Raw genomic sequence first — 25,187 nt, forward strand, 5'->3', positions numbered from 1 at the left:
GCAGGTGCGACGGTGATTCCACCGCCGCGCGTGCCCGCCACGCCGCAGCCGGCGGCGATCTGTTCGGCGAGGATCCTCTCCGCCTACTGCAGACCCGAGCGGACGTTTGCTCGTACGAGCCAGTCGATCCTCGGCACTTCAATGAGAACTCGCCAGTGCACTGTTCCAGCACTGGATCGGTCGCGTGTTGCTCTGTTGACTGCTGGCAGACTTATCCCATGACAGGCCTGACCGCCGAGCTCGTGGTCGATGGTCGTGACCCGCGGACCCCGGCGCTCGCCCCGGACGGGCGCCTGCTCTGCTACGTCCTCGCTCCCGCCACCCGGACCGGTGACCACCTCGACACCGAACTCTGGCTCGTCGACACCGATGGTGTCGTCGCATCGCGCCGGGCGACCGCTGACACCGCAACCGAATCCCGGCCCCGCTGGTCGGTCGACTCGCAGACGCTCTTCTTCCTCTCCGACCGTGCCGACCGCGGCACCCCGCAGCTGCACGGGCTCACCCTCGCCGACGGCACGACGACCACGTTGACCAGCTGGCACGGCGGCATCATCGACCACCTGCCGCTCACCGATCCCAACCTGGTCGCGCTGCTCGCCGAGGACGAACCCACCGAGCAGGACGCCCAACGCGCCCGGGACCGCGACGACGCGATCGTGGTCGGCGAGAGTGAACCGCGGGTCCGGTTGCGCCTGCTCGACCTGCGCACCGGCCGGGTCACCACCCCGGATGCCTTCGGTGACCGGCACGTCGTGGAGCTGCGGCAACGTCCCGACGGCGGACCACTCGCCGTGCTGACCGCTGCCAGCGCCGACAACGACTACGGCCCACGCACCGGCCAACTGCACCTTTTCGACCCGACGACCGGGGCTGCGGAGAACCTCGGACCGGTCGCCGCCGACGCGCGATCTCTGGCCTGGTGGCCGGGCGAGGACGGTTGGCACCTCGGTTACCTCGCGCTCACCCCGCCGATGCTGCAGGCCGGCACCGCCCTGATCGACCTGGCGGTAGAGAACCGCGTTCTGCGCAACCGCACCGCTGGTCTCCCGATGTGCCCCACCGAACTCTGCCAGACCGATGCCGCCCCACTGGTGGTCTTCGCCGACGGGCTGAACGCGACCCTGGCCCGGCTCGGCCCCACCGACCTCATGCCTCTGTCGCATCACCCCGGACGCCTCGACAACCTGACCGCTACCCCTGGTGGCGAGGAGATCGCGGTACTCACCGGCACCCGCTACCAACCCGCGAACGTCCATCTCGGGCCGCCGACCGGGCCGCTGCGCAGAATCACCAACACCCGCCCGGAGCTGGACGGCATCGCGCTCGGCACGCAACAACCGTTGGCCTACCACGCCGCCGACGGCCTCGAGCTGGACGGCCTGCTCGTACTGCCGGTCGGGAGAAGCGCGTCCGAGGGCCCGTTCCCGCTGGTCACGATCGTGCACGGAGGCCCGTACGATCGCTACGCCGATCGTCTCCAGTTGTCCTGGTCTCCCAGCGCGCAGTGGCTGGCCGCCGCCGGCTACGCGGTGTTTCTGCCCAACCCGCGCGGCGGTCAGGGCCACGGCCAGCACTTCGCCGCCAGCGTCGCCGGTCGGGTCGGACAGCAGGAGTGGACGGACATCCTTACCGGCATCGACCTGCTGATCGCCGAGGGCATCGCCGATCCGGACCGGCTGGGCATCGCCGGCTGGAGCCACGGCGGCTTCATGTCCGCCTGGGCCGTCGGCCAGACCGACCGTTTCCGCGCCGCGCTGGTCGGCGCCGGTGTCACCGACTGGGGCATGCTCGCCGCGACCGGGGAGAACGGCCAGTTCGAAGCCGCCCTCGGTGGCAGCACCGGCTGGTCCGGCATCGGCCCGCATCCGCACGACGCGGTCAGCCCGATCTCCTTCGCCAGCCAGATCCGCACTCCGGTGCTCATCCTTCATGGGGCTGAGGACACCAACGTTCCCCTCGGACAGGCCGTGTACCTGCACCGGGCGCTGCGCCACTTCGACGTCGAGCACGAGTTCGTGATCTACCCGAGAGAGGGTCACCCGATCCGGGAGCGCCAACACCAACTCGACGTCCTGCACCGGACTTGCGCCTGGTTCGATCGCTGGCTCCGGCTTTGACCGGGGCGCGTGGACCAGACGTCGTTGCTTCCCGACCGGTCGTTGCCGACCTGAGCTGACCTTCAGGCCGTAGGCGGAACTCGGGTCCGCCCGGCGCGTCTCGGCGCGGTCGGCGCTCATTATCGGATTACCGGTAATGCCAATGCGACAAATGATGCGGACTATTTGGACATAACGTAGCTACATCATAATGACTGTTATGTGCGGCGAGGAATCCGCGCGCGTGCTCGCTTCCGTGAGGCTGTCGTCCTGGCTCAGTGAAAGTGATGCCGTAGCGTCGCCGGGGTGGGTCTGCTGTTGGCGCTTCGCCCTCCACAGCCGCGTTCGAAGAGCCTGCGTCGTGCTACCCGGACGCAGCGGCGTGAGCGCCACCGCGCTCACGCCGAAGAGTGGGCTACGGCCGAGGAACGCGGGTTGCTGCTTGACGTGTCGGTGGAGGAGCTGCTGCCGTTGATGAACGCGGCCGGGGAATCGACTTCCGATCTTGGGCCAGCTGGACCCATGGTCGGATGGCGTACTCAGCCGTGAGGATCTGCCGCGGCTAGACGTCGAAGTCGACCGTCTGGAGGCGGCGGCGGATAACGACGTGGAGTGTGAGCTGGTGGCGGCGCTACGGGCATTGCTGACGCGGTGGCGCGACGAGCCCGGCCTGGTGCTCCACTGGTACGGAGATTGATTCCGTTCGGCGACAGGGATGTTGCCCGACATGGGTCAACTTCGTTGCACGCAAGGCGGACGGAACGGGCGTCGTGGTCGACTGCCGCCCTGCGTCCCAAGTCAAGCCGCGCGACGCGGTGGGATTCGAGGCCACCGTGCGGGCCTGCGCGGATCTCGGTTGGGACTGCCGGCTGGTCCACGGACATGAAGCGGTGTGGTTGGCCAACGTGCAGTGGTTGCCCGGGTATCGACATCCTCGCCATCTCGTCGAACCTGTCGCGGCCTTCCGGCGGCGGATTGATCATGGAGGTGTCGGGCGGGGGAGAGGCGGACGTCCGGCCGCCCCTCGTTCGTAGCGGGCGACCGGACGTCGTCATGGCGAGATCAGCAGGTGCGGGAGTTGTAGGTGGCCCAGTAGGGGCCGCCGCCCTGGGGCGGGTAGAACCTGTAGTTCCCGTCGGGCGAACGCTGCAACACGAACTCGTGTGAGCTGTACGTGCTCCTGGAGCCCCGTGCCCCCTGGTACACCACGTACAACCATCCGTTCTGGTTGTCGCGCTGCACGAGCTTGTCGCCAGCCTTCGTCCAGCTGTTCCGGCCGGCGGAGCCGTCTGCGACGAGGCTCTTGTCGCGCTGGAAATTCCTCGTTGCGGCATCGGTCTGGTCGCCGAAGACGCCGTCGATCCCGGACGAGGGCAGGTAACCATTCGCCCAGAGAATGGTCTGCCACAGACAGGCGACGTTCGAGTTGCGGTGCGTGGTGACGTTGACGACGCCCTCGTCATCGAAGTCGTCGGGTACCACGCCGCTGCCGTAGACGTACGCCCGGCCGGAGTAGGAGCCACTGGCCGCGGCCGGCGTGGCGGTGGCGACGTTGATGCCGATGGCCAACAGCGCGCCGACTACCGGGACAGCAGCCTTACGGAGCACGCGGCGGGTGGAGTGGAGTGAAGACATGCATCTCCTTCGTTGAGAATCACTCGGGGCGGAACGATGACAAGGGACAAACTGGGCGCAGCGGCCGCTCGGTGGCCTCACCGGGGGTGCTGTCGAATCGAGCAGTGTGGACGGTCGAACGGTACGGTGGGGCCCGTACAATCGCCGCACAATCGGCGTACAGACCAGCTACCCGGTCCTGTCATCTGGGTATGGCGCACCCGATGACAGATCGCAGCGCCACACGTGAGGTGCCTGTGCGTTTCGACCTCCTCGGCCCGCTCCGGGTGTACCGCGAAGGCCGGCCGGTTCCGCTGGGCTCGGTGAAACAGCGTCTCCTCTTGGCCACCCTGCTGCTGCGCCCGAATGAGGTGGTCGGCTCCAACGAGTTGGCCGCGATGCTGTGGGGCGACGAACAGCCGGCGTCCGCCGCGGCGAACCTGCGCACCTACGTGCGGGGGCTGCGGCAGTCGTTGGGTGGCGGGGCGCCCTGGGATGGGATAACCGCTGCGGCCGGCGGCTACCTGCTTCGGGTGGGGCCGGGCGAGCGGGACCTGGACCTGTTCGACGCGGCGGCGGCGCGGGGCCGTGACGCTCTCGCCGTATCGGATGTCGACCGCGCCGAGGCCGAACTCTCCGCCGCGGTGGGCCTGTGGCGTGGGGCCCCGCTCTCCGACCTGCCCTTGCGTTCGGCGCTGGCGCGGCGGGTGGCGCAGGTGGAGGAGCGCCGGCTGCTCGCCGAGGAAGACTACGCCGAGGCGGTGCTGGCCCTCGGCGCGCCGGCCGAGGTGGTGCACCGGCTGCGGGGCCTGCTCGACCGGCATCCGCTGCGGCAGCGGGCGTGGGGCCAGCTGATGGTGGGCCTGTACCGCATCGGCGACGTGGCCGGTGCCCTGGAGGCCTTCCGGCAGGCGCGGCATGCGCTCGCGGAGGAGACTGGCCTCGATCCCGCGCCGGAACTCACCAGGTTGTACGACGACATCCTGCATCACCGCCCGGAACTGGCAGCGAAACCACCAACAGGCGGGGACGGGCCGACGCCGGTCACGGCACCGGCGCCGGCGCCGCTCGTCCAGTACCCCGAACAGCTACCGCGTGGGGTGCCGGAGTTCGTTGGTCGCAGCGCCGAGTTGACCAGCCTCGACGCCCTCCTGGACGACGGGGCGCGGAGGCCGACGACCGTGGTCATAGCCGCGGTGTCCGGCATGGCCGGAGTCGGCAAGACCGCCCTGACGTTGCACTGGGCGCACCGGGTGGCCGACCGCTTCCCCGACGGCCAGCTCTATGTGAACCTTCGCGGCTATGACGAGGCCGGTGCGGTGTCCCCGCCCGACGCCCTGTCCGGCTTCCTCGAAGCGCTCGGCGTGCCCCACGCCCGGATACCCTCCGGCATGGAGGCCCGGACCGGGCTCTACCGCAGCCTGCTGGCCTCCCGCCGGATGCTCGTGGTGCTCGACAACGCTCGCGACTCCGCCCAGGTTCGCGCCCTGCTGCCCGGTGGCGGTGGCTGCATGGTCGTGGTCACGAGCCGCGACCGGCTCGGCGGCCTGATCGCCGCCGAGTGCGCCACGCCGTTGACACTCGGCGTACTCACGGCGGAGGAGTCGATGAGTCTGCTCGCCAGCCGGCTCGGCACCGGCCGCCTGGCCTCCGAGCCGACGGCGGTGACCGACATCGTCGAGGCCGCCGGCCGTCTCCCACTGGCGCTGTCGATAGTGGCGGCCCGCGCCGCCACTCATCCCACGTTTCCGCTCGGCGCCATCGCGGCCGAACTGCACTCGGCCGAGGCAAGGCTGGACGCGCTGGCCGACGGCGACGTCCGGCGCGTCTTCTCCTGGTCGTACCTGGCGCTGGGGCAGGACGCGGCCCGGCTGTTCACCCTGTTGGGGCTGCATCCGGGCCCGGACCTGACCGCCGCCGCGGCCGCGGCGCTCGCCGGCGTGTCCACTGCGGCCGTCACGCCGCGACTGCGCGAGTTGACCCGGCTCCACCTGCTGAACGAGCACACGCCCGGCCGGTACGCCTTCCACGACCTCCTGCGCGCCTACGCGGCCGAGCTCGCGGAGTCGTCGGAGCACGCCGACGAACGCGCGGCCGCCCGGCAGCGCCTGTACGACCACTACCTGCACGCCGCCTATCGGGCCGCGCGGCTGCTCCAGCCGCAGTGGCCCCCGATCGATCCGGTGCCGCCGCTGCCCGTACCCGCCCGGCGGCCGGTGACCGATCACGACGACGCGCTCGCCTGGTTCACAGCCGAGCATCAGGCCCTGGTTCGGGTGGTTCGGCAGGCCGCCGAGAACAGCTTCGAGGCGTACGCCTGGCAGATCGCCTGGTCATTGAACACCTTCACGGCGCCGCGCGGCCTGTGGCAGGATCAGCTCGCCACCCAACGGGTCGCGCTGGCCGCCGCAGAGAGAATCGACGACCTCGCCGGCCAGGCCGCCGCCAACCGGCTGCTCTCCCGCGCACTGACCCGACTCGGTGACCACGACGCCGCCGAGCACCGGCTGAAGCGGGCACTCGAGCTGCACGAACGCCTCGGCGATCCGACTGGTCAGGCCCAGATCCTGCACAACTACTGTGAACTCTGCTACCTGGACGGCAGGCTCGACGAGGCGCTCGCGCACGGTCGTGAGGCGCTGCGGCTCTACCGGCTGGCCGGTAACCGCTCGGGGGAAGCCCGGACACTCAACGCGATCGGTTGGCTGTTGGCTACTACCGGCGACTATGCGCAGGCCATCGAGAGCTGCACCGAAGCACTCGCCCAGCAAGAACAGAGCGGCGACCGCAACGGCCAGGCCGCGACGCTGGACAGCCTCGGCTTCGCCTATGACCGCCTCGGCGAACGCGACCGCGCGGCCGACTGCTACGAGCGAGCGATCCAACTCTTCCGCGACTCCGCCGATCGGTATCACGAGGCGGAGACCCTCATCCGGCTCGGGGACACCCGGGAAGGGATGGGCGACCAGACCGCTGCTGCCGCCGCCTGGCGCCAGGCCGTACGGATCTACGAGGACGTGGGCGACCCCGCGGCCGAGGAGACCCGCCGCCGCCTCGAACGCCTGGCTCCCTCCTAGAACAGGACGAGCGACTCCTTCACCCCTCATCGTTCGGCGCGGCCAAGGTGAACGGGTACGTCGAGCGGGGCATCGCGGGCAGCGCGCGGCTGGTGTTCGGCGATCGCCCATGGCCGAGAGCGGCGTCCAGCACTTCTGACCCGGACCCGCCTCGGCACGGTCGAGGTCCGGCAGGGCGGCCGGTCCGCGCCGAACTCAGGTGCGGGCGCCGCCGAGCCCGAGCAGCACGGCGAGCCCGAGGGCGCTGCGCGGGGCGTACGGGACCCGCCACAACCCGCCGTGCGCCGCGGCGTACGCCTCGTCCTGCCAGGGTTGGGCGAACGCCGGGCCGCCGGTGCGCAGGTTGTGCACGAGCAGCGCGGCCATCAGGGTGTTGCTGGTCGCCGGGTCGAACACCTCGATGCCGAACCGGTGCGCCCCGGCGTACGCGGCGGCGAGTGCCCGGTTGCGCAGCACCGAACGGGTCCGGGTGGGCGGTGCGACGGTGAACGACACGGTCGCGCCCGCCTCCCGTGCGACGGTGGCCCGCCACCGCTGCAACCGTTTGGCCAGCGCGTAGTTGGGTCCCTGCTGCGCTACCAGACTGTCGTTGACGCCGGGATCGGCGCCCGGCGGATAGCTACGCCGTAGCAGCCGGCCGGCGGAGAGCATCCGCAACGCGCGGTGGATGTTTCCGCGCTTCGCGTACCCCTGGTCGGCGTGGCTTACCGCGTCGGCGGGGACGGCGAAGACGTCGGTGGGGGTGGCGAGGAACGCCAGAGCCGTGTCCGGGCGGTGCTCCTGGAGGTGCCGGGTGAGCGCGTCGACGGCCACCGCGACCCGGACGTTCGTGGCCCCGTCGGCGTAGACGTAGTTGCCGAGCACGAGTCGGCCGTCGAACTGTCGCAGCCACTGGGCCACCTGCGGCAGCCGGTGCAGCAGGTCGGCGCCCGCCTGCGCGGCGAGCGTCCGGTCGTCGCCGTCGGCGGCGCTGCCGGGACGCAACGGCAGGTGGAGTCGGCCGCCGTGGCGGCGGGCCGTCTGCACCAGGCGCCGCCAGATCTCCGGCCGGGGCAGGTCGATCGCCACGACCTCGCCGCCCCACCGCAACACCGACGTCAGGGGACCCATCTCGGCGCCCGCGCCGAGCACGACGATCCGCTGGTCACGTAGGTCCAACCAGTCGGGGTTCGCGATCACCGTGGCCACCGCCTCGGCGCACGAGGGTTCGACGACACCCGCCGTCACCCAGGCGTCGAGCCGGCGGCGCAGGTCGTCGCCGCGCAGCCGCTGGCCGCGGTACGGCAGCGAGAGCTCCCGCTCGACCGGGCCGGCGCCGGTGACGGTGGCCGTACCCAACGCCGGCTGGTCGCCGGAGGCCGAGAAGACCTCACCGAGCCCCGCCTCGCGGCCGTCGTCGTCGATGACCGTCATGCGGCCGTGCAGGGAAGCCAACCCGGCGCGGGCGATGGTGAGCGCGGCGTCGGCGGAGAGCAGCCCCGCCTCCACGAGCCGGCGGAAGTGGCCGAGGTAGCCGTGCCGCCAGTCAGTCTCGTGCTCGGCGGATCGGGCGCCGACCGGGTCGACCGCGCGCAGCGCGTCCGCGACGACCGCCCGGCCGAGCGCGGTGGTGCTGCGCTTGCCCCCGGTCACGGGAAAGACCACCCCGGTCGGACCCTCCACGGTCGCTCCTTCCCGTCCCGCCGTCGCACACCTCCGCGCCACTCTGCCTGATGCCGAGCCGGAGCGCACGGCCGCGTCGATGCGCTCAGCTCGCTCGGGCAGCTCCCTCGGAGCGGTTCGCGCCGCCGACCAGGGCGGGGAGGTCCCGACCGGCCACACGCGACGTTTCGCGCCCGGAGTTCACCGCGCCGACCCGGCGAGGCCGCGGGAACGGGTCGTACGCCCCGGAGGGTGGGCGCGCGAACTCCGGTGCGAAGATCGGCGCTGTTCCTCGACCGGAAGGAGAGCAATGCGCTACCGGACCCTGGGCGCCACCGGCACGGTGGTGTCGACCCTCTGCCTCGGCACGATGACCTTCGGCTCGGAGACCGACGAGGCGGGCAGTTTCGCCCAGCTGGACCGGTTCGTCGAGGCCGGCGGCACGTTCATCGACACCGCCGACGTCTACTCCGCCGGGATCTCGGAGGAGATCGTCGGTCGGTGGTTGCGGGCGCGGCCCGGCGTGCGCGACCGGGTGGTGCTGGCCACCAAGGGCCGGTTCCCGATGGGTACGGGAGCCAACGACGCCGGCCTGTCCCGGGTGCACCTGACCCGCGCCCTGGACGCGAGCCTGCGGCGGCTCGGGGTGGAGGCCGTCGACCTCTACCAGGCGCACGCCTGGGATCCGCTGACTCCGCTGCCGGAGACGCTGCGCTTCTTCGACGACGCGATCCGCGCCGGCAAGATCCGTTACGCCGGGGTCAGCAACTTCACCGGCTGGCAACTGCAGAAGGCGGCGCTGCTCACCCAGCACCTCAACCTCAACCCGATCGTGACCCTGCAGCCGCAGTACAACCTGCTGGCCCGGGAGATCGAGTTCGAGTTGGTGCCGGTCTGCGAGAACGAGGGCATCGGCATCCTGCCGTGGTCCCCGCTCGGCGGCGGGTGGCTGACCGGCAAGTACCGCCGGGACACCCCGCCGACGGGCGCCACCCGGCTCGGCGAGAACCCCGAGCGCGGCGTCGAGGCGTACGCGGGACGCAACGCCGAGGAACGCACCTGGCGGGTGCTCGACGCGGTGCGGCGAATCGCCGACGACCGGGGCGTGTCCATGTCGGCAGTGGCGCTGGCCTGGTTGGCGGCCCGGCCGGCGGTCACCTCGGTGATCCTCGGAGCGCGCACCACCGAGCAGCTGGACGACAACCTCACCGCCGCGGATCTGCTCCTCGACCCGGAGCAGATGCGCCTGTTGGACGAGGCGAGCGCCCCGCCGGTCGGCGACTACCCGTACGGTCTGCCGGGCGTGCAGCAGCGCGGCCGGGACCTGCCGACCGGCTGAGCCGGCCGTTTCACAGCCCGGGGCCGGGCCGGGAGTGCTCGGCCTCGGGATCGTGGCGTCGCCGCCACCGTGCGATCACGAGGTCGGTGACGACCACGCCCGCCAGCACCACCACGGCCGCGCCGGCGACCAGCAGCGGGGGCCAGGCCGGGGCGAACGGCATCATGGCACCCAGCACCGGGATCCAGACCAGCCGGCGCGCGGACGGACCCTCCTGGACCAGGTAGGTGAAGAGGGTCCGTCCGGCGATGAACAGCACCGGGCCGCCGAGCATCAGCACGACCGCGTGCAGCGGCGTCGTCCCGGTCGGCTGGTGGACGACCCGGTCCGCGCCGGCGGCGACGAGGACCACTCCGACCAGCGTCACCAGGTGGGTGTACGGCGCCAGCCGGGCGGCTCGACCCCGGCGGCGCTTGGTCATCTCCAGGATCGAACCCGACCGGTACACGTAGAGCTGCCAGAGCAGCAGCATCGTCACGAAGGCGATCAGGAAGCCGCCCAGCCGGGGCGGGGCGAAGTCCGAAGAGCTGATCTTCAGGGTGGGCACGAGGATGATGTCGCCGAGCGCCAGGATGACGAACTGCTGGTACCGCTCGCCCAGGTGCTCGGTCACCTTCTCGTACTGGTCGAGTGGCACCCGCCCCAGGAACGGCGTCGGATAGCGTGCCGCCGTCGCCACGTACTCGATGGTCAGGGCGGCGGCCCAGAGCGGCCAGTGCGGCTGGTTGGGCAGCAGCGCCCCGATGATCCACAGGATTCCGGAGACGCTGAACCAGAAGAAGAACCGGGTGGCGCGCTCCTGGGCCTTGTGCCGGTGCCGGTGCAGGATGCCGACCAGGATGATGCCGCGAACCACGTGCGGTGTGACATACGCCAGGGCGAAGAGCAGTGGGTGCCCGTCGACGGCTCTCGGCACCGTTGCGGCCGTTCCGACGGCACCGAACGCGGTCACCATGAGGATGGCCTGGAGGGGTCGCTGCTCCGGGTCGTAGAAGTCCGTGGTGATCGCGGTGACCGACCAGGTCCACCAGATGGCCATGAACAGCAGGAGCGCGTGTCCGGTGGTGGCCCAGGACTCGCCCTCGGCGATGGTCATCGAGACGAGCGCGATGGCGGCCACGAAGACCACGTCGAAGAGCAGCTCCAGCAGCGTGGCGCGGTTCGACGCGTCCGGCCGGCGCACCAGGCTGGTGGCGCCTCCGGTCGTCATTCCGGCCTCCCGCCCCGTCGCGCCCGGATCGCGGAACTCCCGGCGCCGCCGGGCGCACGGCAGCCGCACGGCGGCGCGGCCGCATCCTGGGAGGAATTATCGATGCGGCCGCGCGGGGTCGTCCCCGGTTCCGGGATTCCGCCGGCCGTCGGGGCTCGGTGGTGTATCCAGTCAGCCGGCGTGGCGTACCTCAGTCTCCCAGATCTGGGCCCACGGCCGCCGCAGCCCGGTGCAGAGCCAGATCGGGCCGCCGTTCTCGTCGTTGTCGACGTCGACCCGTTGGTCGACCCGGCCGGCGAGCGTCACGTTGGTGAACCAGGCGCGCAGCCGGTCGGGGCGTTCCCAGCCGACGGCGATCACCACGTCGGCGTCGGTGGGGGGACGGTCGAAGTCGGCCATGCTGTTGTGGCCGGAGTAGGCCGGCGGCAGTCCCCGGGATGGGCCGTACCGGGCGATCGCGCCCGCCTCGCCGTAGTTCGCGGTCAGGATGACCGCGCGCTGGCGCTGTGGGTCGGGCAACGCGCGGTGTACGGCGGCGACGGAGTCGGCGAACTCGGGCCAGCCGATCGTCTCGCCGGCGTCGTAGTTGACGGCGGTCACGAAGCCGGGCAGCCGGTCGGCGGGCAGGGTGGGCAGCAGCAGCACCCCGTTGGGGGCGACGAACAGCAGCGCACCGACGATCAGCAGCGCACGCTTCGGCGTGGTCGCGCCGCGGCGGGCCCAGGCGACGGTGAGTACCGCCCCGGCGGCGGTGAGGACCAGCAGCAGCGGGGCGTCGTAGTAGCCCTTGCCTCCGGCGAGCAGCACGACGGCGACCACCACCAGCCAGGCCCAGGCCAGCGCCTGGTAGGCCCGCCACGCCGGCCGGCGCAGCAGGGCGACGAGCCCGGCGATCCAGATCGGCACGGCGTAAGGGCTGATGATGACGAACTGGAGGGTGAACGCGTCGATGCGCCCGCTGTAGGAGCTGTCCCCGCCGGCGATGGCGGCGGCCACGGAGAGCTGCGGGAAGCCGTGCGCGGCCTGCCAGATCAGCGTGGGCGCAGCGAGCAGCACGGCGAGGCCGGCGGCGGCGAGCACCCACCGGTCGCGCAGCAGCCGGCGCGGCCCGGCGATGGCCAGCCCGGCGACGAGCCCGACCGCGAGCAGCGCGGGCAGCAGCTTGTTGAGCATGCCGACGCCGAGGGCCAGCCCGATGCCGAGGGTCCAGCGGGGGTCTCCGGTGCGCAGCACCCGCACGGCGAACAGGGCCACGACCAGCCAGACGAGCATGTCGACGGTGGTGGTGCTGAGCAGATGCCCGGTGGCGAGCACCAGCCCGGAGGTGCCGGCGAGCAACGCCGCGAACGTCTGGGCGCCCCGTCCGGCGCCGAACTCGCGGGCGATGGCGGCGACGAGCAGGACGCAGCCGCCGCCGATCAGCGCGGACGGGGTACGCAACGCCACCAGGTTGCCCGGCGCGACCGTGTCGATCAGTCGGGCCAGAGCCGGAACCAGTGGGCCCTGGTCGACGTATCCCCAGTCGAGGTGACGTCCGCACAGCAGGAAGTAGAGCTCGTCGCGGTGGTAGCCGTAGCGGTTGGCGAGGAGCAGCAGCACCACGGTCACCGCGGCGGCGACGAACCAGGGCCCGCGGGCGCGCGGGCCGGGGGCGGGCGGAGCGCCGGACTGGGTGGAGTCGTCGCCGCGCGAACGGCTCAGCTCGCTGACGGATTCGGCCACGTCCATATCATGGCGGTCCACGCCTGTCGTGTGCTGTCCCGGTGGCCGTGCGTGTCGTAACGGAACGGCCACGGGACGGCATCACCGAGCGGGCGCGGTGGCGGGAGCGGGTTCCGGTGGCATCGGCGCGGGCCAGTTCAGCCGGCGTACGTCGGGGACCAGCGCGGTGCCGGCGCAGGCCACCAGGACCAGCACACCGGCGACGGCCAGGGGCAGCGGCTCACCCCAGTGGCGCGCGGCCAGCGGCGCGAGGAGGTAGCCGAGTGGGGTTGCGCCGAGCGACACCAGCCAGTCGTACGAGGTGACGCGGGCCAGTACCTGCGGTGGGAACTGGCCCTGCACCACGGTCTCCCAGACCGGGTTGAGGAATCCGAGGGCGGCCAGCGCGACGCCGTACGCGACGACGACGGTGGCGGCCGGTGCGGCGACGGCGAGCAGGATCAGCGGCGCGGCGTAGCTGGCCAGGGCCAGATTGGCCGTCAGGACGGGGCGGCGGGGCCGGAACCGGCCGGCGATCAGCGCTCCGGCGACCATGCCGACCGCGCCGGCCTGGAGCATCAGCAGCCAGACTCCTTCGCCACCGAGGCGGTCGACGGCGACGGCCGGGCCGAGGGTGATCAGCACCGCGGCGGCGCCGTTCCACGTTCCGTGGCCGAGCAGGCTGCTCCAGAACCAGGTCCGGGCGCGGACCTCACGCCAGCCGTGCAGCAGGTCGGCGGTGAGCGAGCGGCGCTGCGGCGGCGGGACGTGGCGCACCGCGATGACCGCGAGCAGGGTGGCGCTGACCGCGAAGGAGGCCGCGTCGAGGACGAACGCCCAGCCGGGGCCCGCAGCCCAGATGAGGGCGCCGGCCAGTGCCGGGCCGGCGAGCCGGCTGGCGTTGGCGCTCGCGCCGAGCAGGGCGTTCGCCCGCTGCCGGTGTGCCGCGTCGACGACTCCGGCGACCAGCGGCGACGCGGTGGGCAGGGCGAACGCGGCGGCGGTGCCGCCGACCGCGGACGCGACGGCGAGGTGGGTCAGCGACGGGTCGCCGCCGAGCAGCTCGACGCCGACCACGAGCTGGGTGGCGCACCGGGTGAGGTCGGCGAGGACGGCGACCCGACGGGCGTCGAACCGGTCGGCTGCGACGCCGCCGACGGGGAGCAGGAGGAGCCGGGGGAGCATCGCCGCCGCGAGGACGAGGGCCAGCGCGCTGGTCGAGCCGGTGGCGCGCAGCACGGCGAGGGCGAGCGCGGCGGGGACCACGGCGTCGCCGACGGCGGAGACGGTACGGCCGAGGAAGAGCAGCCGGAAGGCGCGTAGGCGCAGGGGGTGGGTCACCGAGGCAAGATACTTCGACACCGAATATTTCGGCAATGAATATTTTGTTACCGCAGTACTATCGCGCTGTGACGATGCCCGACCGCGCCGACCGGCACGTGCGACGCTGGCTGCCCGTACTGCCCGACCTCGATCCGGACGTGGAGGCCGCGGTGACGCGGATGCAGCTGCTCACCCGGCACCTGCGCGCCGTGAAGGAGCGGGCGCTCGCCGATGTGGACCTGCCGGCGCACGAGTACGACACCCTGCACGCGCTCGCCGGTCGCCAGGGTCGGGCCGCCCCCTCCGAGCTCGCCGAGGACCTCGGCGTCGCACCGGCCTCGATCACCGCTCGCGTGGACTCGCTGGTGCGGCGGGGCTTCGTCGAACGGATCCCCTCCAGCACCGATCGGCGGCGGGTGGACGTGGCGCTCACCGACGCCGGGCGCGCCGCCTGGCGGGGCGCGCTGGACGTCCGAGGCGCCGAGGAGCAGCGGCTGCTCGGCGTGCTCGACCCGGGCGAGCGACGCCTCCTCTCCGACCTGCTGCGCCGCGTCCTGCTCGCCGCCGAGCAGCCGGCCGACTGACCGGCGCGCCGGAAATCGTGTGGCGGGTCACCGGCCACCGCTGGCAGGGTGACCGGCATGACGGCACATGTTCTCGCCGGCGCTCTCGCCGATGACGTACGCCGACGCGTCTTCGCGGCGATCGCGTTGGGCGCGACCGGCACGGCCCAGATCGCCGAGCGCGCCGGCGTGCGCGCGCGGGAGGCGGTGACCGCGCTCCGCCGGCTCGCCGCGGCGGGCCTGGTCGTCGACGTCGGTGGCGTGGTCACGGTCGACGAGGCGCGACTGCGTGAACTGGCCCGCACGCCACAGCCGAGCCGCCCCGCGGGCGGTCCCGAGGAGACGGTGCTGCGGACCTTCGTCCGCGACGGGGTGCTGGTGGGCCTGCCGGCGCAGCGGGCCCGGCGACGAATCGTGCTGGAACACATCGCGCAGCGGTCGTTCGCGACGGACACCCCGTACCCGGAGAGCGCGGTGAACGATGCCCTGCGCCCGTGGTGCGCCGACGGCGGCTCCGACCATGTCACGCTGCGCCGCTACCTGGTGGACGAGCTGCTGCTCACCCGGCAGCAGGGCGTCTACCACCGACCCTGAGCGGTGATGGTGCGGGCCGTGCAACCCTCTGCTGGCGCAGCGGTTGACGGTGTGGACGGATCGCGGTATCAAAGAAGGCGGAAGTTGAGTCAGGCAGGCTCAACCTGAACCCTTCGGACTGGAGACCGAGGAGACCGACATGCTGATGCGCACCGACCCGTTCCGTGAGATAGACCGGCTCGCCGAGCAGTTCCTCGGCACCACCGCCCGCCCGGCGGTGATGCACATGGACGCCTACCGCGACGGCGACTTCTTCTACGCGGCGTTCGACCTGCCCGGTGTCGACCCGGAGAGCATCGACTGCACGGTGGAGCGCAACGTGTTGACCGTCCGCGCCGAGCGGCGCCGCCCCACCGACGACAAGGTGGAGCTCGTCGCCGCCGAGCGGCCGATGGGGCTCTTCACCCGGCAACTCTTCCTCGGCGACACCCTCGACGCCGACCAGCTCGAGGCGGGCTACGAGAACGGCGTGCTCACGCTGCGGATTCCGGTGGCGGAGCGGGCCAAGCCGCGGCGGGTGCCCGTGGTCTCGCGCGGGGACGGACACAAGCAGATCAACGCCTGACACAACGCGGGGGCGGGGCGTCCGGTTCGGGCGTCCCGCCTCCGCAGTTCCCCGCCTCCCGGCGCCGAGCATCCGGAGTTCAACTCGCCAGGAACTCCTCGGTTGCGCCGCGGATCGCGGTGACGAACGCGGCCACCGCCGGGTGTCGGCCGTGCCCGTTCGACGCTGACCAGCGGGTCGGCCCGCGCGCGTGCCGGTCAGACGGTTGCGAGCCGCAGGATGTGGGAGGCTCGATCGGCTGGTTCCACCGGGCCTGGTGCCGTCACTGCGGCGGCGCCGGGTAGAGCGCGGCGAGCCGGTGCGCCGTGGCGGTGAACCGCTCGCGCAGCTCCGGTGGGTCGATCACCTCCACCTCGGCGCCGAGCTTGAGCAGCTCGATGTGGCCGTGCTTGACCGACTCGATCGGCACGGTGGTGAGCAGCCATCCGGCGGCGTCCGGTTCGCCGGCCGCCGACCGGGCGGCCCGGCTCATCGCCGGCGGGAAGACGAACGGCATCAGCTCCAGCGCCGCTGCGGTCATCCGGACGCGGGCCTGTGCCCGGTAGACGCCCTGTTCGTAGCGGTCGGCGTGCTCCCGCCAGCAGCGGGCCAGGTCGAATCCGTCCGGCCGGTGCACCGGCTCGTCGAGCGTGACCAGCTCAAGGATCGCCCCGACGCGGTAGGTCCGTACCGCGCCGTCGACGGCGGCGACCAGATACCACCGGCCGGCCTTGAGCACCAGTCCGAACGGGTCGAGGACGCGACTCACCTCTCGCGGCGCCCGCCACCGCCGGTAGCGCACCCGGACCCGGCGGTCCGACCAGACCGCCTCGGCCAGCGCGGGCAGGTGCGGGGTGGGCTCCGGCTCGCGGAACCAGGTCGGCGCGTCCAGGTGGAAGCGCTGCCGGATCCGCCCACCCCGGTCGGAGAGTTCGGCGGGCAGGGCGGCCCGCATCTTCAGCTCGGCGGCGGCGAGCACCGACCCCAGCCCCAGCTCGGCCGCGGGACCGGGCATGCCCGCCAGGAAGAGGGCCTCGACCTCGGCCGGGGTCATCCCGGTCAGCCGGGTGCGGTAGCCGTCGAGCAGCCGGTAACCGCCGGCCGGCCCGCGCTCGGCGTAGACCGGCACCCCGGACGCGCCGAGCGCCTCCACGTCCCGGTAGACGGTCCGCACCGACACCTCCAGCGCGTCGGCCAGCTCCTGCGCCGTCATCCGGCCCCGGGTCTGCAGGAACAGCAGCAGGGACACAAGCCGGCTCGCACGCACCGTCCGACGGTATCCGCCGTCCCCGACAATCTTGTTCGGGCGCGCCTCACCGGCTCACCCACCCGAATCTGAGAACCTTTTTCACATGGTTCTCCCCGAGGCCCCGGCGCTGGCCCGACCGTCGACCAACCCCGCCCTGCCCGCCGGTCCCACGGAGTTCACCGAGGCCTGGCTGCACAACCGTCGACTCTCGGCGCACACCCGCGAGGCGTACCGGCGGGACATCGCCGGCTGGCTCGGCTGGTGCACGGAGCGGGAACTCAATCCGCTGCGGGCGAGCTTCCTGCACGTCAACGAGTACGCCCGGGACCTGGAGAACACCCGCAACGCGCGCACCGGTCGGCCGCTGACCCCGGCCAGCGTGGCCCGCAAGCTCTCCGCCCTCTCCAGCTGGTACGACTTCCTGGCGAAGCTGCGCGCGGTCGACGCGAACCCGGTGGCCGGCGCTGACCGTCCCCGCGTCGACCGGGACCACTCGGCGACGGTCGGGCTCACCCCCGAGGAGGTCGACGCCCTGCTGGCCGCCGCGGAGGCGGAGACCGGCCCCACGGCGTCCCGCAACCGGGCCGCCGTGGCGCTGCTGGCCGATCTCGGCCTGCGGGTGGGCGAACTCGTCTCGCTCGACGTCACCGACCTAGGCGCGGAGCGGGGACACCGCAGCGTGCGGTTCACCGGCAAGGGCGGCCGGCAGCGCCGCCGCGCGCTGACCCCGGGCACCTCCTATGCGGTGGACGACTACCTGGCGCAGCGCGCCGCGGCGACCGGCGTGCCGGTGACGGAGCTGACCGGGCCGCTGCTGGTCACCGGCTCCGGTGGCCGGCTGGACCGGCACGCGGTGTTCCGGCTCGTGCGCCGGCTGGCCCGCGCGGCCGGCATCCCGGCGTGGGCGAAGCTCTCCCCGCACTCGCTGCGGCACGCCTTCGCCACCACGGCCCGCGCCGAGGGGGTGCCGCTGGAGGACGTGCAGGACGCGATGGGGCACGCGGATCCGCGTACCACCCGTCGCTACGACCGGGACCGGCACAACCTCGACCGCGATCCGGCGTACGTCATCTGGGCCGCCCGGTCCCGGCGGCGCGGCTGACCCGGCATCGCGACCGGGTGAGCCGCGCCCGCGGCGGTCAGCCCTGGGGTCGGGGGCAGATGCAGAACGGCTGCCCGATCGGGTCGACGAGCACCACCCACCGCCCGTCGCCGGGCTGGAACTGCGGCTTCGTGGCGCCCGCGGTGACGAACTCCTTCTCGGCCTGGGCGAGGTCGTCGACGTAGACGTCGAGGTGGTAGCGCTTGCCGCTGGTGGTGTCCGGCCAGGATGGCGGCTGGTACGCCTCGACGAGCCCGAAGCCGATGGCCACGCCACCGCCGCTGATCATCGCGTACTCCGGCTGGCTGTGCGTGATCTCCCAACCCAGCACCCGGTGGTAGAAGGCGGCGTGCGCGGCCGGGTCGGAGCTGTCGAGGTTGACCATCGCGAGGTCGGCTTTCACTGTCATGTTCGGCAGCCTGCCGCAGGTACCTGACATCTCCTGTCAGGTACCTGCGGAAGAGGGTCACGGAACTTCCGGGGTGAGTCGGCGGCTCAGCGCGCCGACTCCCTCCGCGGTGCCCGCGACGACCAGGGCGTCGCCGTTGGTGATGCGGTGCTCCGCGCCGGGCGCGGTGGTCGTCCGGCCCGCGGAGAGCACGGCGACCACGGTGACGCCGCGGACGCGCGCGGCCACCTCGCCCAGCGGGCGGCCGACGTACGGCGACGCGGCGGTGACCGGCACGGCGGCCACCGTCAGCGACCCTGCTCCGCGCTCCAGTTCGGGTACGTGCTCGACGGTGGCCACCGGGTGCAGCAGCTCGCCCAGCTCCCGGGCCTCCGCGTCGGTGAGCGCGAGCGACCGCTCCACGGTGTCCGGGTCGCCGGCCGCGTAGAGGAGGAGGTCCCGGCGTCCGCCACGGTGACGTACGACGCCGACGAACTGCCCCTGTGCCGTGCGCAGGGTGTAGCCGACGCCGATGCCGGGCAGCATCACGCGTTCGATGTGCACTGTCGCCTCCTGCCGGTCGGGCTGGTGGGCTCGGGGTCACCGGTCTCGCCGAACCAGCCGGCCAGCCGGCCGCCGCGGGCGACGGCCCGCAGCCGCCGCTCGGTGGCCTCCCGCACCCTCGGGGTGGTGAGCACGACGAGCTGGTCCCCGACCCGGAGCCGGGTGTGCTCGTCGGGCACGAACGTGTCCGGACCGCGCACCACGAGGGTGGTCGCGGCCGGCGGGGGCAGCCGCAGCTCCGGCAGGTACACGCCCTGCAAACGGGATCCGGGCTCGACGGTGACGTGGATCAGGTCGGCGTCCATCGCGTCCAGCGGCGCCAGCTCGACCTGCAGGTCGGGCCCCACGTCGTGCGGGGTGAGCCGCAGCCGCCGCGCCAGCCAGGGCAGCGCCGGCGCCTGGATGACGGTGAAGACGACGACGAGCAGGAACACGATGTTGAACACCCGGTCGCTGCCGGGCGAGCCGGCGACGACCGGAATGGTGGCCAGCACGATCGGCACGGCGCCCCGCAGCCCCGCCCAGGAGAGGAAGACCTGCTCCCGCAGCGGCACGCGGAACGCCGCCAGCGACAGCAGCACCGACGCGGGCCGCGCGAACAGGAGCAGGGCCGCGCCGACCACCAGCGCCGGGACCACGCTCGAGGCGAGCTCGCTCGGCGTGACCAGCAGCCCGAGCATCACGAAGAGCCCGATCTGGGCGATCCAGCCGAGCCCCTCGGCGACCGACCGGGTGGCGCGCCGGTGCGGCAGGCCCGCGTTGCCCAGGACGAGACCGGCCAGGTAGGCGGCGAGGAAGCCGCTGGTCTGCGTCAGCCCGGCGACGGCGTAGGCGAGCACCCCGCAGCCCACGATCGCGATCGGGTGCAGCCCGGAGGTGGGCAGCGTGAGGCGGCGCAGCAGCCACACCCCGGCCGCGCCGACGGCCAGCCCGATCGCCCCACCGGCGGCGAGTTGGAAGATCATGGCGGCGAGCAGCGGCAGCGGCTCGATCGCCTCCAGCCCGGTCGCGCTGAAGGTGAGCACCAGGATGAACGTCGGGGCGTCGTTGAGGCCCGACTCGGCCTCGACGAGGCTGGTCAGCCGCTTGGGTAGCGGTACCGACCGCAGCACCGAGAAGACCGCCGCGGCGTCGGTGGAGGAGACGATCGCGCCGAGCAGCAGCGCCGTCTGCCAGCCGATGTCCAGCAGCAGGTACGCCGCGACCGCGGTGAGCGCCACGCTGACCAGGACGCCCAGGGTGGCCAGCACGGTCGCCGGCGCCAGGACCGGCCGGACGTGCTTGACGTCGGTGGTCAGACCCCCCTCGACCAGGATGACCGCGAGCGCGGCGAGGCCCAGCGCCTGGGCCAGGGCGGCGTCGTCGAACGGCAGGCCGAGCCCGTCCTGGCCCAGCAGCAGACCCACCCCGAGGTACGCCAGCAGCACCGGCATGCCCAGCCGGGTGGCGAGCCGCGCCGCGGTGACGCTGACCAGGACGACGCCGGTGCCGACGGCCAGCACCACGTACAGCTCGGTCAGCGTCACCGTGGCCTCCCTTGCGCCTCCGGCGTCCTCAGGCGAAGTAGCGCAGCCACACGTATCCCCAGGCGATCAGCGTGGTCAGCACCGTGGTGACGATGCCGTACCGGGTGAACTGCCAGAAGCTGATCGGTTGGCCGGCGCGGGCGGCGATGCCCAGCACCACGATGTTCGCGCTGGCCGCGACGGCGGTGCCGTTGCCGCTCAGGTCGGCGCCGAGGGCGAAGGACCACCACAGCGCCTGCCCGGTCTGCGGGTCCGCCCCGGCGACGATGTTCTCCACGATCGGTGCCATCGTCGCCGTGTACGGAATGTTGTCGAAGAACGCGCCGAGCACCGCCGAACCGAAGATGAGGCTTGTCGCTCCGGCGAACCAGCTCTCGCCGACGGCGTCGGTCGCCCACCGCCCGATCTGCTCGATCACCCCGGTCTCGGTGAGACCGGCGACCATGACGAACAGGCCGAGGAAGAACACGAGGGTCGGCCACTCGACCTCCGCCACGTACTTCGCGGTGTCGGCGCGGGTGACGAGGACCATCACGCCGGCGCCGACCAGGGCGATGATCGCCACGTCGACACCGATCACGGTGTGCAGCGCGAAGGCGGCCATCACCAGCACCAGCACGACCAGGCTGCGGGTCAGCATCGCCGGGTCGGTGATCGCGGCGCGGGCGTCCATGTCGCGTACGGCCGCGAACCGCTCCGGGTGGTACTCGAACGACCGGCGGAACATGAACCGCGCCAGTACGAGGAACGCCAGGAACATGAGCAGGGCGACCGGGGCCATGTGCAGCAGGAAGTCGTTGAAGCTCAGCCCGGCGCGGCTGCCGATGATGATGTTCGGCGGGTCACCGATGAGGGTGGAGGCGCCCGCGATGTTCGACGCCAGCACCTCGGCGATCAGGTACGGGACGGCGGAGATGCCGAGCCGGCGGCAGACCGAGATGGTGATCGGCGCGACCAGCATGACCGTCGTGACGTTGTCCAGGACCGGTGAGGCGAGCCCGGTGATCGTCACGAGCAGCACCATCAGCCGGTAGGGCCGGCCCTGCGAGCGTTGCGCCGCCCAGATCGCGAGGAACTCGAAGACGCCGGTTTGTTTGATCACCCCAACGATGATCATCATGCCGAGGAGCAGGAAGATGACGTCCCAGTCGATCCCGGCGTGATGGGAGTAGAAGACCTCCGAGCCCGGCACCCGGCCGAGCAGGGCCATCAGGCCGGCGGCACCCAGCACCACCGCCACCCGATTGATCTTCTCGGTGGCGATGAACAGGAACGCCACCGCGAAGATCACGGTGGCGGCGATTGCGGGCCAGGTACTCACGGGCGCCGACCCGGGGGACCGTGCTCGGCGCCGGGACGCGTCTGCGCGGCTGCGGGCGGACGCGCCGCCGGTACCTGTCGTTTCGATACTGCGATCACGGGGACCTCCGGTGGGGTCGGACCACCAGGGCCCTCCCCGGCGGGCTCGGGACCACCGGGGAGGGCCGTCGGGGTGGCGGCGGGTTACGGACCGGGCGTCACGCCCGGCCTCCTGGTGCAAGTTCATCCGGCCGGGCCGCCGCCCGACATCGGGTCTGACACCCATTTGCCGCCGGTGTTGACCTGCAGATCCGCATTCGGCGAGGCCACGCGGCGCGGCGCCCGGGTGACGGCCCCGTCCGCTGCCCGCCGCAGGTCGTGCCATGCTGGCGGTGCCGGTCGCGTACGGCGAACCGGGCTCGCCGCCGCGCGTGCCCCGCCCGCCGCATTGAATTCGCCGGCACGGGCGAATGGGTGTCGACACGCATTTACACCGGCCCCCGGCGCCGGGAGGGTTGACCGGGATGGTGCCGGAGCGCGAGCGCGGCCCGGCCGACGGCCGGCGGGGGAAGGAGACCTACTGGTGTCGCTGTTCTGGCGGATCTTCCTGCTCAACGCCGCCGTGCTGATCACCGCGACACTGCTGCTGCTCGGCCCGGTCACCGTCTCCACCCCGGTGCTGCTCACCGAGGCGATCGTCCTCACGGTCGGTCTCGCGGCGATGCTGGTCGCCAACGCCGCGCTGCTGCGGGTCGGCCTGGCCCCGCTGCGGCGGCTGGCGCGGGCCATGACCACCATCGACCTGCTCCAGCCCGAGCCGCGCCTGGTCGCCGTCGGTCACGGCGGCACCGCCGAGCTGATCCGCGCGTTCAACGCCATGATCGACCGGCTGGAGGCGGAGCGCGCCGCCAGCGCGGCGGCCGCGCTCTCCGCCCAGGAGGCCGAACGCCGCCGCGTCTCCCAGGAGCTGCACGACGAGGTGGGCCAGACGCTCACGGCGATGCTGCTCGAACTCAAGCAGGTGGCCCGGCACGCCCCGGAACCGATCCGCGCCCAACTCGCCGGGGTGCAGGAGACCACCCGCGACAGCCTCGACGAGATCCGGCGCATCGCCCGGCGCCTGCGCCCCGGGGTGCTGGAGGAGCTGGGGCTGGTCAGCGCCCTGAAGGCGCTCACCAGCGAGGTCACCGGGCACAGCGACCTGGGCGTCGAGCAGCACCTCACCACGGACCTGCCAGCCCTCGGCAACGAGGCCGAGCTGGTCATCTACCGGGTCGCCCAGGAGGCGCTGACCAACACCGTGCGGCACGGCAAGGCCACCGCTGTCGAGCTGTCCCTGGAGCACCCCGGCGGGTCCGTCCGGCTGCGCGTGCGCGACAACGGGCGGGGCATCGGCGGCGCGCCCGAGGGGGCCGGCATCCGCGGCATGCGGGAAAGGGCCCTGCTGATCGGCGCGCACCTCAGCGTCGGCCCGGCGCCCGCAGGGGGCACCGAGGTGCGGCTGACCGTACCCGTCGACGGGGCGGTCGACCGCCCGTGACCACCCGCATCCTGCTCGCCGACGACCACGCCCTGGTCCGCCGTGGCGTGCGGCTCATCCTCGACAGCGAACCCGACCTGACCGTGGTGGCGGAGGCGGGCGACGGCGCGGAGGCGGTCAGCCTCGCCGCCGCCGAACGCCCCGACCTGGTCATCCTCGACATCGCCATGCCTCGGATGACCGGCCTGCAGGCCGCTCGGGAGTTGGCCCGGCAGCAGCCGGAGCTGCGCATCCTGATCCTCACCATGTACGACAACGAGCAGTACTTCTTCGAGGCGCTCAAGGCCGGCGCGAACGGGTACGTGCTCAAGTCCGTCGCCGACCGGGATCTGGTGGAGGCCTGCCGGGCCGCCATGCGCGACGAGCCGTTCCTCTACCCCGGCGCGGTCAACGCGTTGATCCGCAACTACCTGGAGCGCAGCGCGCAGGGTGCGGACGCCCCGGCCCGCGCGATAACCGAGCGCGAGGAGGAGATCCTCAAGCTGGTCGCCGAGGGCCACTCCTCGAAGGAGATCGCCCGGCTGCTCTTCATCAGCGTCAAGACGGTCGAGCGGCACCGGGCGAACCTGCTGCAGAAGCTCGGCCTGCGCGACCGGCTCGAACTGACCCGCTACGCGATCCGGGCCGGTCTGATCGAACCGTAGACGGCCCAGACCGTGAGCCGCCCGCCCGGCGTGCGACACGCCAGCGCGCCGGCGACCGCCCGGCAGTCCCGTACGCCCACCGGCAGCACCCCGACCACGACCGGTCCGTCCCGGCCCGCCCGGGCGACCAGTTCGCGCCGGCCGTCCTCGATGGGCCGCAGCAGCAGTGGCGGGCCGCTGTCGTCCCGTCCGCCGGGCACCACCGTCCAGGCGGCGCCGCCCGGCCACGTCCACACCCGCTCCCCGGTGACCGGGTCGAGCGCCCACCGGTCGCGCCCGTCCTGCGCGCAGAGCAGCCCCTGACAGGCGCGGGTCGTCACCTCCCCGCCGTCGATCGGCGCCCGCCAGCGTGCGGTCAGCCCCGGCAGGTCGTAGCCGACCAGTTCGCCGCCGCCGGCCGTGGGGTGACGCAGCACCAGACGGTCCCCGACCACCTGCGGATTGCCGGGCGCGTAGTCGGCGGGCGGCAGCCGCCCCTCGCCGCGCACCGTCGCGTCGCGGACGTCGTACACCCGGGCCAGGCCGTCGTCGCGGACCACCAGCACCGCGCCGGGCGTGCCGGGCAGCACCGCCAGCACGGCGGTGGACGGCAACGGCACCGTCCAGCGGGTCGCCCCGGTGGCCGGGTCGACCCCACGCACCGCGCCCTCGATCCGCCGCCCCGGGTCGCTGACGCTACGCACCTCGGTCACCGCCACGGCACCGTCGCCGGCCGGGTACACCCGATCCGTCCGACGCCAACGCGGTGCGCCGGTCTCCGCGGAGCGGGCGGTGGTGCCGACCGCCCGCCGCGTCGCGTCCCGTTCGGTGACGAGCAGGAGGCCACCGGCGGGCTCGGCGGACCAGCCGGCCGCCGGTGGCACGCTCACCCGCCACCGCGGTGGCCCGTTCGGCGTCGCCGGGTCGTACGCGGTCATCGAGGGCCGGTCGGCGCCGGGCTCGACGACGAGCAGCGACGCGCCTCCGCCGAGCACCACGGAGCGTTCGGGCAGCATCGGTCCAGCCACGGCCGTCAGCCCCGCTGGCGGGGCCGCGCCGCCCAGCAGCGCGCAGAGCAGCAGCAGTGCGCTCACCGGCCACCAGCGAGACGTCGGCGACGTGCGCCGCTCGGTCTGCGGGGCGCCCCGCTCCGCGCCCAACTCGATGACGGACTCCACCGGCACCATCCCC

21 protein-coding genes are annotated in these 25,187 nt (G+C 72.8%); 10 read left to right on the top strand and 11 right to left on the bottom strand.

Translation table 11 applies throughout. The annotated features are described in order from the left end of the window. The first annotated feature begins 218 nt into the window (after positions 1-218). Together D7044_RS00785 and D7044_RS00790 are read left to right on the top strand one after the other, a co-directional pair. Complete coding sequence (locus D7044_RS00785) at positions 219-2,120, top strand: S9 family peptidase (protein WP_120676629.1); 1,902 nt, start codon at positions 219-221, stop codon at positions 2,118-2,120. 484 nt (positions 2,121-2,604) lie between these two features. Beyond that, a complete protein-coding gene (locus tag D7044_RS00790; RefSeq protein WP_120687637.1) occupies positions 2,605-2,796 on the top strand; it encodes a hypothetical protein in 192 nt (63 codons plus the stop codon). A 365-nt stretch (positions 2,797-3,161) separates the two neighbouring features. On the opposite strand, the gene D7044_RS00800 is transcribed toward D7044_RS00790, so the two are convergent. Beyond that, positions 3,162-3,734 (bottom strand): peptidoglycan-binding domain-containing protein, encoded by a 573-nt coding sequence (locus D7044_RS00800; protein WP_120687638.1) that lies wholly within the window; start codon positions 3,732-3,734, stop codon positions 3,162-3,164. A 302-nt stretch (positions 3,735-4,036) separates the two neighbouring features. Here D7044_RS00800 and D7044_RS00805 point away from each other — a divergent pair, with 302 nt between their 5' ends. Continuing rightward, positions 4,037-6,790, top strand: a complete 2,754-nt coding sequence (locus D7044_RS00805; protein WP_233564823.1) for an AfsR/SARP family transcriptional regulator — start codon at positions 4,037-4,039, stop codon at positions 6,788-6,790. 195 nt (positions 6,791-6,985) lie between these two features. Here the strand turns inward: D7044_RS00805 and D7044_RS00810 are convergent, their stop codons facing one another. Continuing rightward, entirely contained in the window at positions 6,986-8,452 is a 1,467-nt protein-coding gene (locus D7044_RS00810) for a hypothetical protein (RefSeq protein WP_120687640.1), read from the bottom strand. Positions 8,453-8,741: 289 nt separating this feature from the next. Here D7044_RS00810 and D7044_RS00815 point away from each other — a divergent pair, with 289 nt between their 5' ends. Then, positions 8,742-9,770, top strand: a complete 1,029-nt coding sequence (locus tag D7044_RS00815; protein ID WP_120676614.1) for an aldo/keto reductase — start codon at positions 8,742-8,744, stop codon at positions 9,768-9,770. Positions 9,771-9,780: 10 nt separating this feature from the next. Here the strand turns inward: D7044_RS00815 and D7044_RS00820 are convergent, their stop codons facing one another. From D7044_RS00820 to D7044_RS00830, 3 genes are all read right to left on the bottom strand, one after another. Beyond that, entirely contained in the window at positions 9,781-10,980 is a 1,200-nt protein-coding gene (locus D7044_RS00820) for a low temperature requirement protein A (RefSeq protein ID WP_147434554.1), read from the bottom strand. Positions 10,981-11,151: 171 nt separating this feature from the next. Further along, positions 11,152-12,702 carry an ArnT family glycosyltransferase gene (locus D7044_RS00825; RefSeq protein ID WP_120687886.1) on the bottom strand — a complete coding sequence of 517 codons (1,551 nt, stop codon included), beginning with the start codon at positions 12,700-12,702 and terminating at the stop codon, positions 11,152-11,154. Positions 12,703-12,783: 81 nt separating this feature from the next. Next, positions 12,784-14,022, bottom strand: coding sequence for an MFS transporter (locus tag D7044_RS00830; protein WP_120687642.1), 1,239 nt, complete (start codon positions 14,020-14,022; stop codon positions 12,784-12,786). Between the two features lie 74 nt (positions 14,023-14,096). Between D7044_RS00830 and D7044_RS00835 the strand changes: the two genes are divergently transcribed. From D7044_RS00835 to D7044_RS00845, 3 genes are all read left to right on the top strand, one after another. Next, positions 14,097-14,588: a MarR family winged helix-turn-helix transcriptional regulator gene (locus D7044_RS00835; RefSeq protein WP_120676809.1), complete on the top strand. Its 492-nt coding sequence runs from the start codon at positions 14,097-14,099 to the stop codon at positions 14,586-14,588. 57 nt (positions 14,589-14,645) lie between these two features. Beyond that, positions 14,646-15,161 carry a DUF2087 domain-containing protein gene (locus tag D7044_RS00840; protein ID WP_120687887.1) on the top strand — a complete coding sequence of 172 codons (516 nt, stop codon included), beginning with the start codon at positions 14,646-14,648 and terminating at the stop codon, positions 15,159-15,161. Positions 15,162-15,300: 139 nt separating this feature from the next. Continuing rightward, positions 15,301-15,726, top strand: a complete 426-nt coding sequence (locus D7044_RS00845; RefSeq protein WP_120687643.1) for an Hsp20/alpha crystallin family protein — start codon at positions 15,301-15,303, stop codon at positions 15,724-15,726. A 262-nt stretch (positions 15,727-15,988) separates the two neighbouring features. Here D7044_RS00845 and D7044_RS00850 read toward each other — a convergent pair whose 3' ends face one another. After that, on the bottom strand, positions 15,989-16,972 hold the full coding sequence (locus D7044_RS00850; RefSeq protein WP_120676606.1) for a helix-turn-helix transcriptional regulator: 984 nt from the start codon (positions 16,970-16,972) through the stop codon (positions 15,989-15,991). Positions 16,973-17,057: 85 nt separating this feature from the next. On the opposite strand from D7044_RS00850, the gene D7044_RS00855 reads away from it, so the two are divergent. Further along, positions 17,058-18,056 (top strand): tyrosine-type recombinase/integrase, encoded by a 999-nt coding sequence (locus D7044_RS00855; protein WP_120676604.1) that lies wholly within the window; start codon positions 17,058-17,060, stop codon positions 18,054-18,056. 37 nt (positions 18,057-18,093) lie between these two features. On the opposite strand, the gene D7044_RS00860 is transcribed toward D7044_RS00855, so the two are convergent. The 4 genes from D7044_RS00860 to D7044_RS00875 are packed head-to-tail and all read right to left on the bottom strand — an operon-like array spanning position 18,094 to position 21,855. Then, on the bottom strand, positions 18,094-18,465 hold the full coding sequence (locus D7044_RS00860) for a VOC family protein (protein WP_120676602.1): 372 nt from the start codon (positions 18,463-18,465) through the stop codon (positions 18,094-18,096). A gap of 57 nt (positions 18,466-18,522) precedes the next feature. Next, positions 18,523-19,008 (bottom strand): cation:proton antiporter regulatory subunit, encoded by a 486-nt coding sequence (locus D7044_RS00865; protein WP_120687644.1) that lies wholly within the window; start codon positions 19,006-19,008, stop codon positions 18,523-18,525. Further along, entirely contained in the window at positions 18,990-20,534 is a 1,545-nt protein-coding gene (locus D7044_RS00870; RefSeq protein ID WP_120676598.1) for a potassium/proton antiporter, read from the bottom strand. Before D7044_RS00870 ends, D7044_RS00865 begins: the two co-directional genes overlap by 19 nt. Positions 20,535-20,562: 28 nt before the next feature. Continuing rightward, positions 20,563-21,855: an ArsB/NhaD family transporter gene (locus D7044_RS00875; RefSeq protein ID WP_233564824.1), complete on the bottom strand. Its 1,293-nt coding sequence runs from the start codon at positions 21,853-21,855 to the stop codon at positions 20,563-20,565. 561 nt (positions 21,856-22,416) lie between these two features. Here D7044_RS00875 and D7044_RS00880 point away from each other — a divergent pair. After that, the gene (locus tag D7044_RS00880) at positions 22,417-23,373 is read left to right on the top strand and encodes a HAMP domain-containing sensor histidine kinase (protein ID WP_120676594.1); all 957 of its coding nucleotides are present in this window, start codon (positions 22,417-22,419) and stop codon (positions 23,371-23,373) included. After that, positions 23,370-24,017 carry a response regulator gene (locus D7044_RS00885; RefSeq protein WP_120676592.1) on the top strand — a complete coding sequence of 216 codons (648 nt, stop codon included), beginning with the start codon at positions 23,370-23,372 and terminating at the stop codon, positions 24,015-24,017. Before D7044_RS00880 ends, D7044_RS00885 begins: the two co-directional genes overlap by 4 nt. On the opposite strand, the gene D7044_RS00890 is transcribed toward D7044_RS00885, so the two are convergent. Further along, on the bottom strand, positions 23,984-25,174 hold the full coding sequence (locus tag D7044_RS00890; protein WP_158609936.1) for an outer membrane protein assembly factor BamB family protein: 1,191 nt from the start codon (positions 25,172-25,174) through the stop codon (positions 23,984-23,986). The genes D7044_RS00885 and D7044_RS00890 overlap by 34 nt on opposite strands. Positions 25,175-25,187 lie beyond the last annotated feature (13 nt).

It is taken from the genome of Micromonospora musae (assembly GCF_003626635.1).
GTDB classification, from domain to species: Bacteria; Actinomycetota; Actinomycetes; order Mycobacteriales; family Micromonosporaceae; genus Micromonospora; species Micromonospora musae.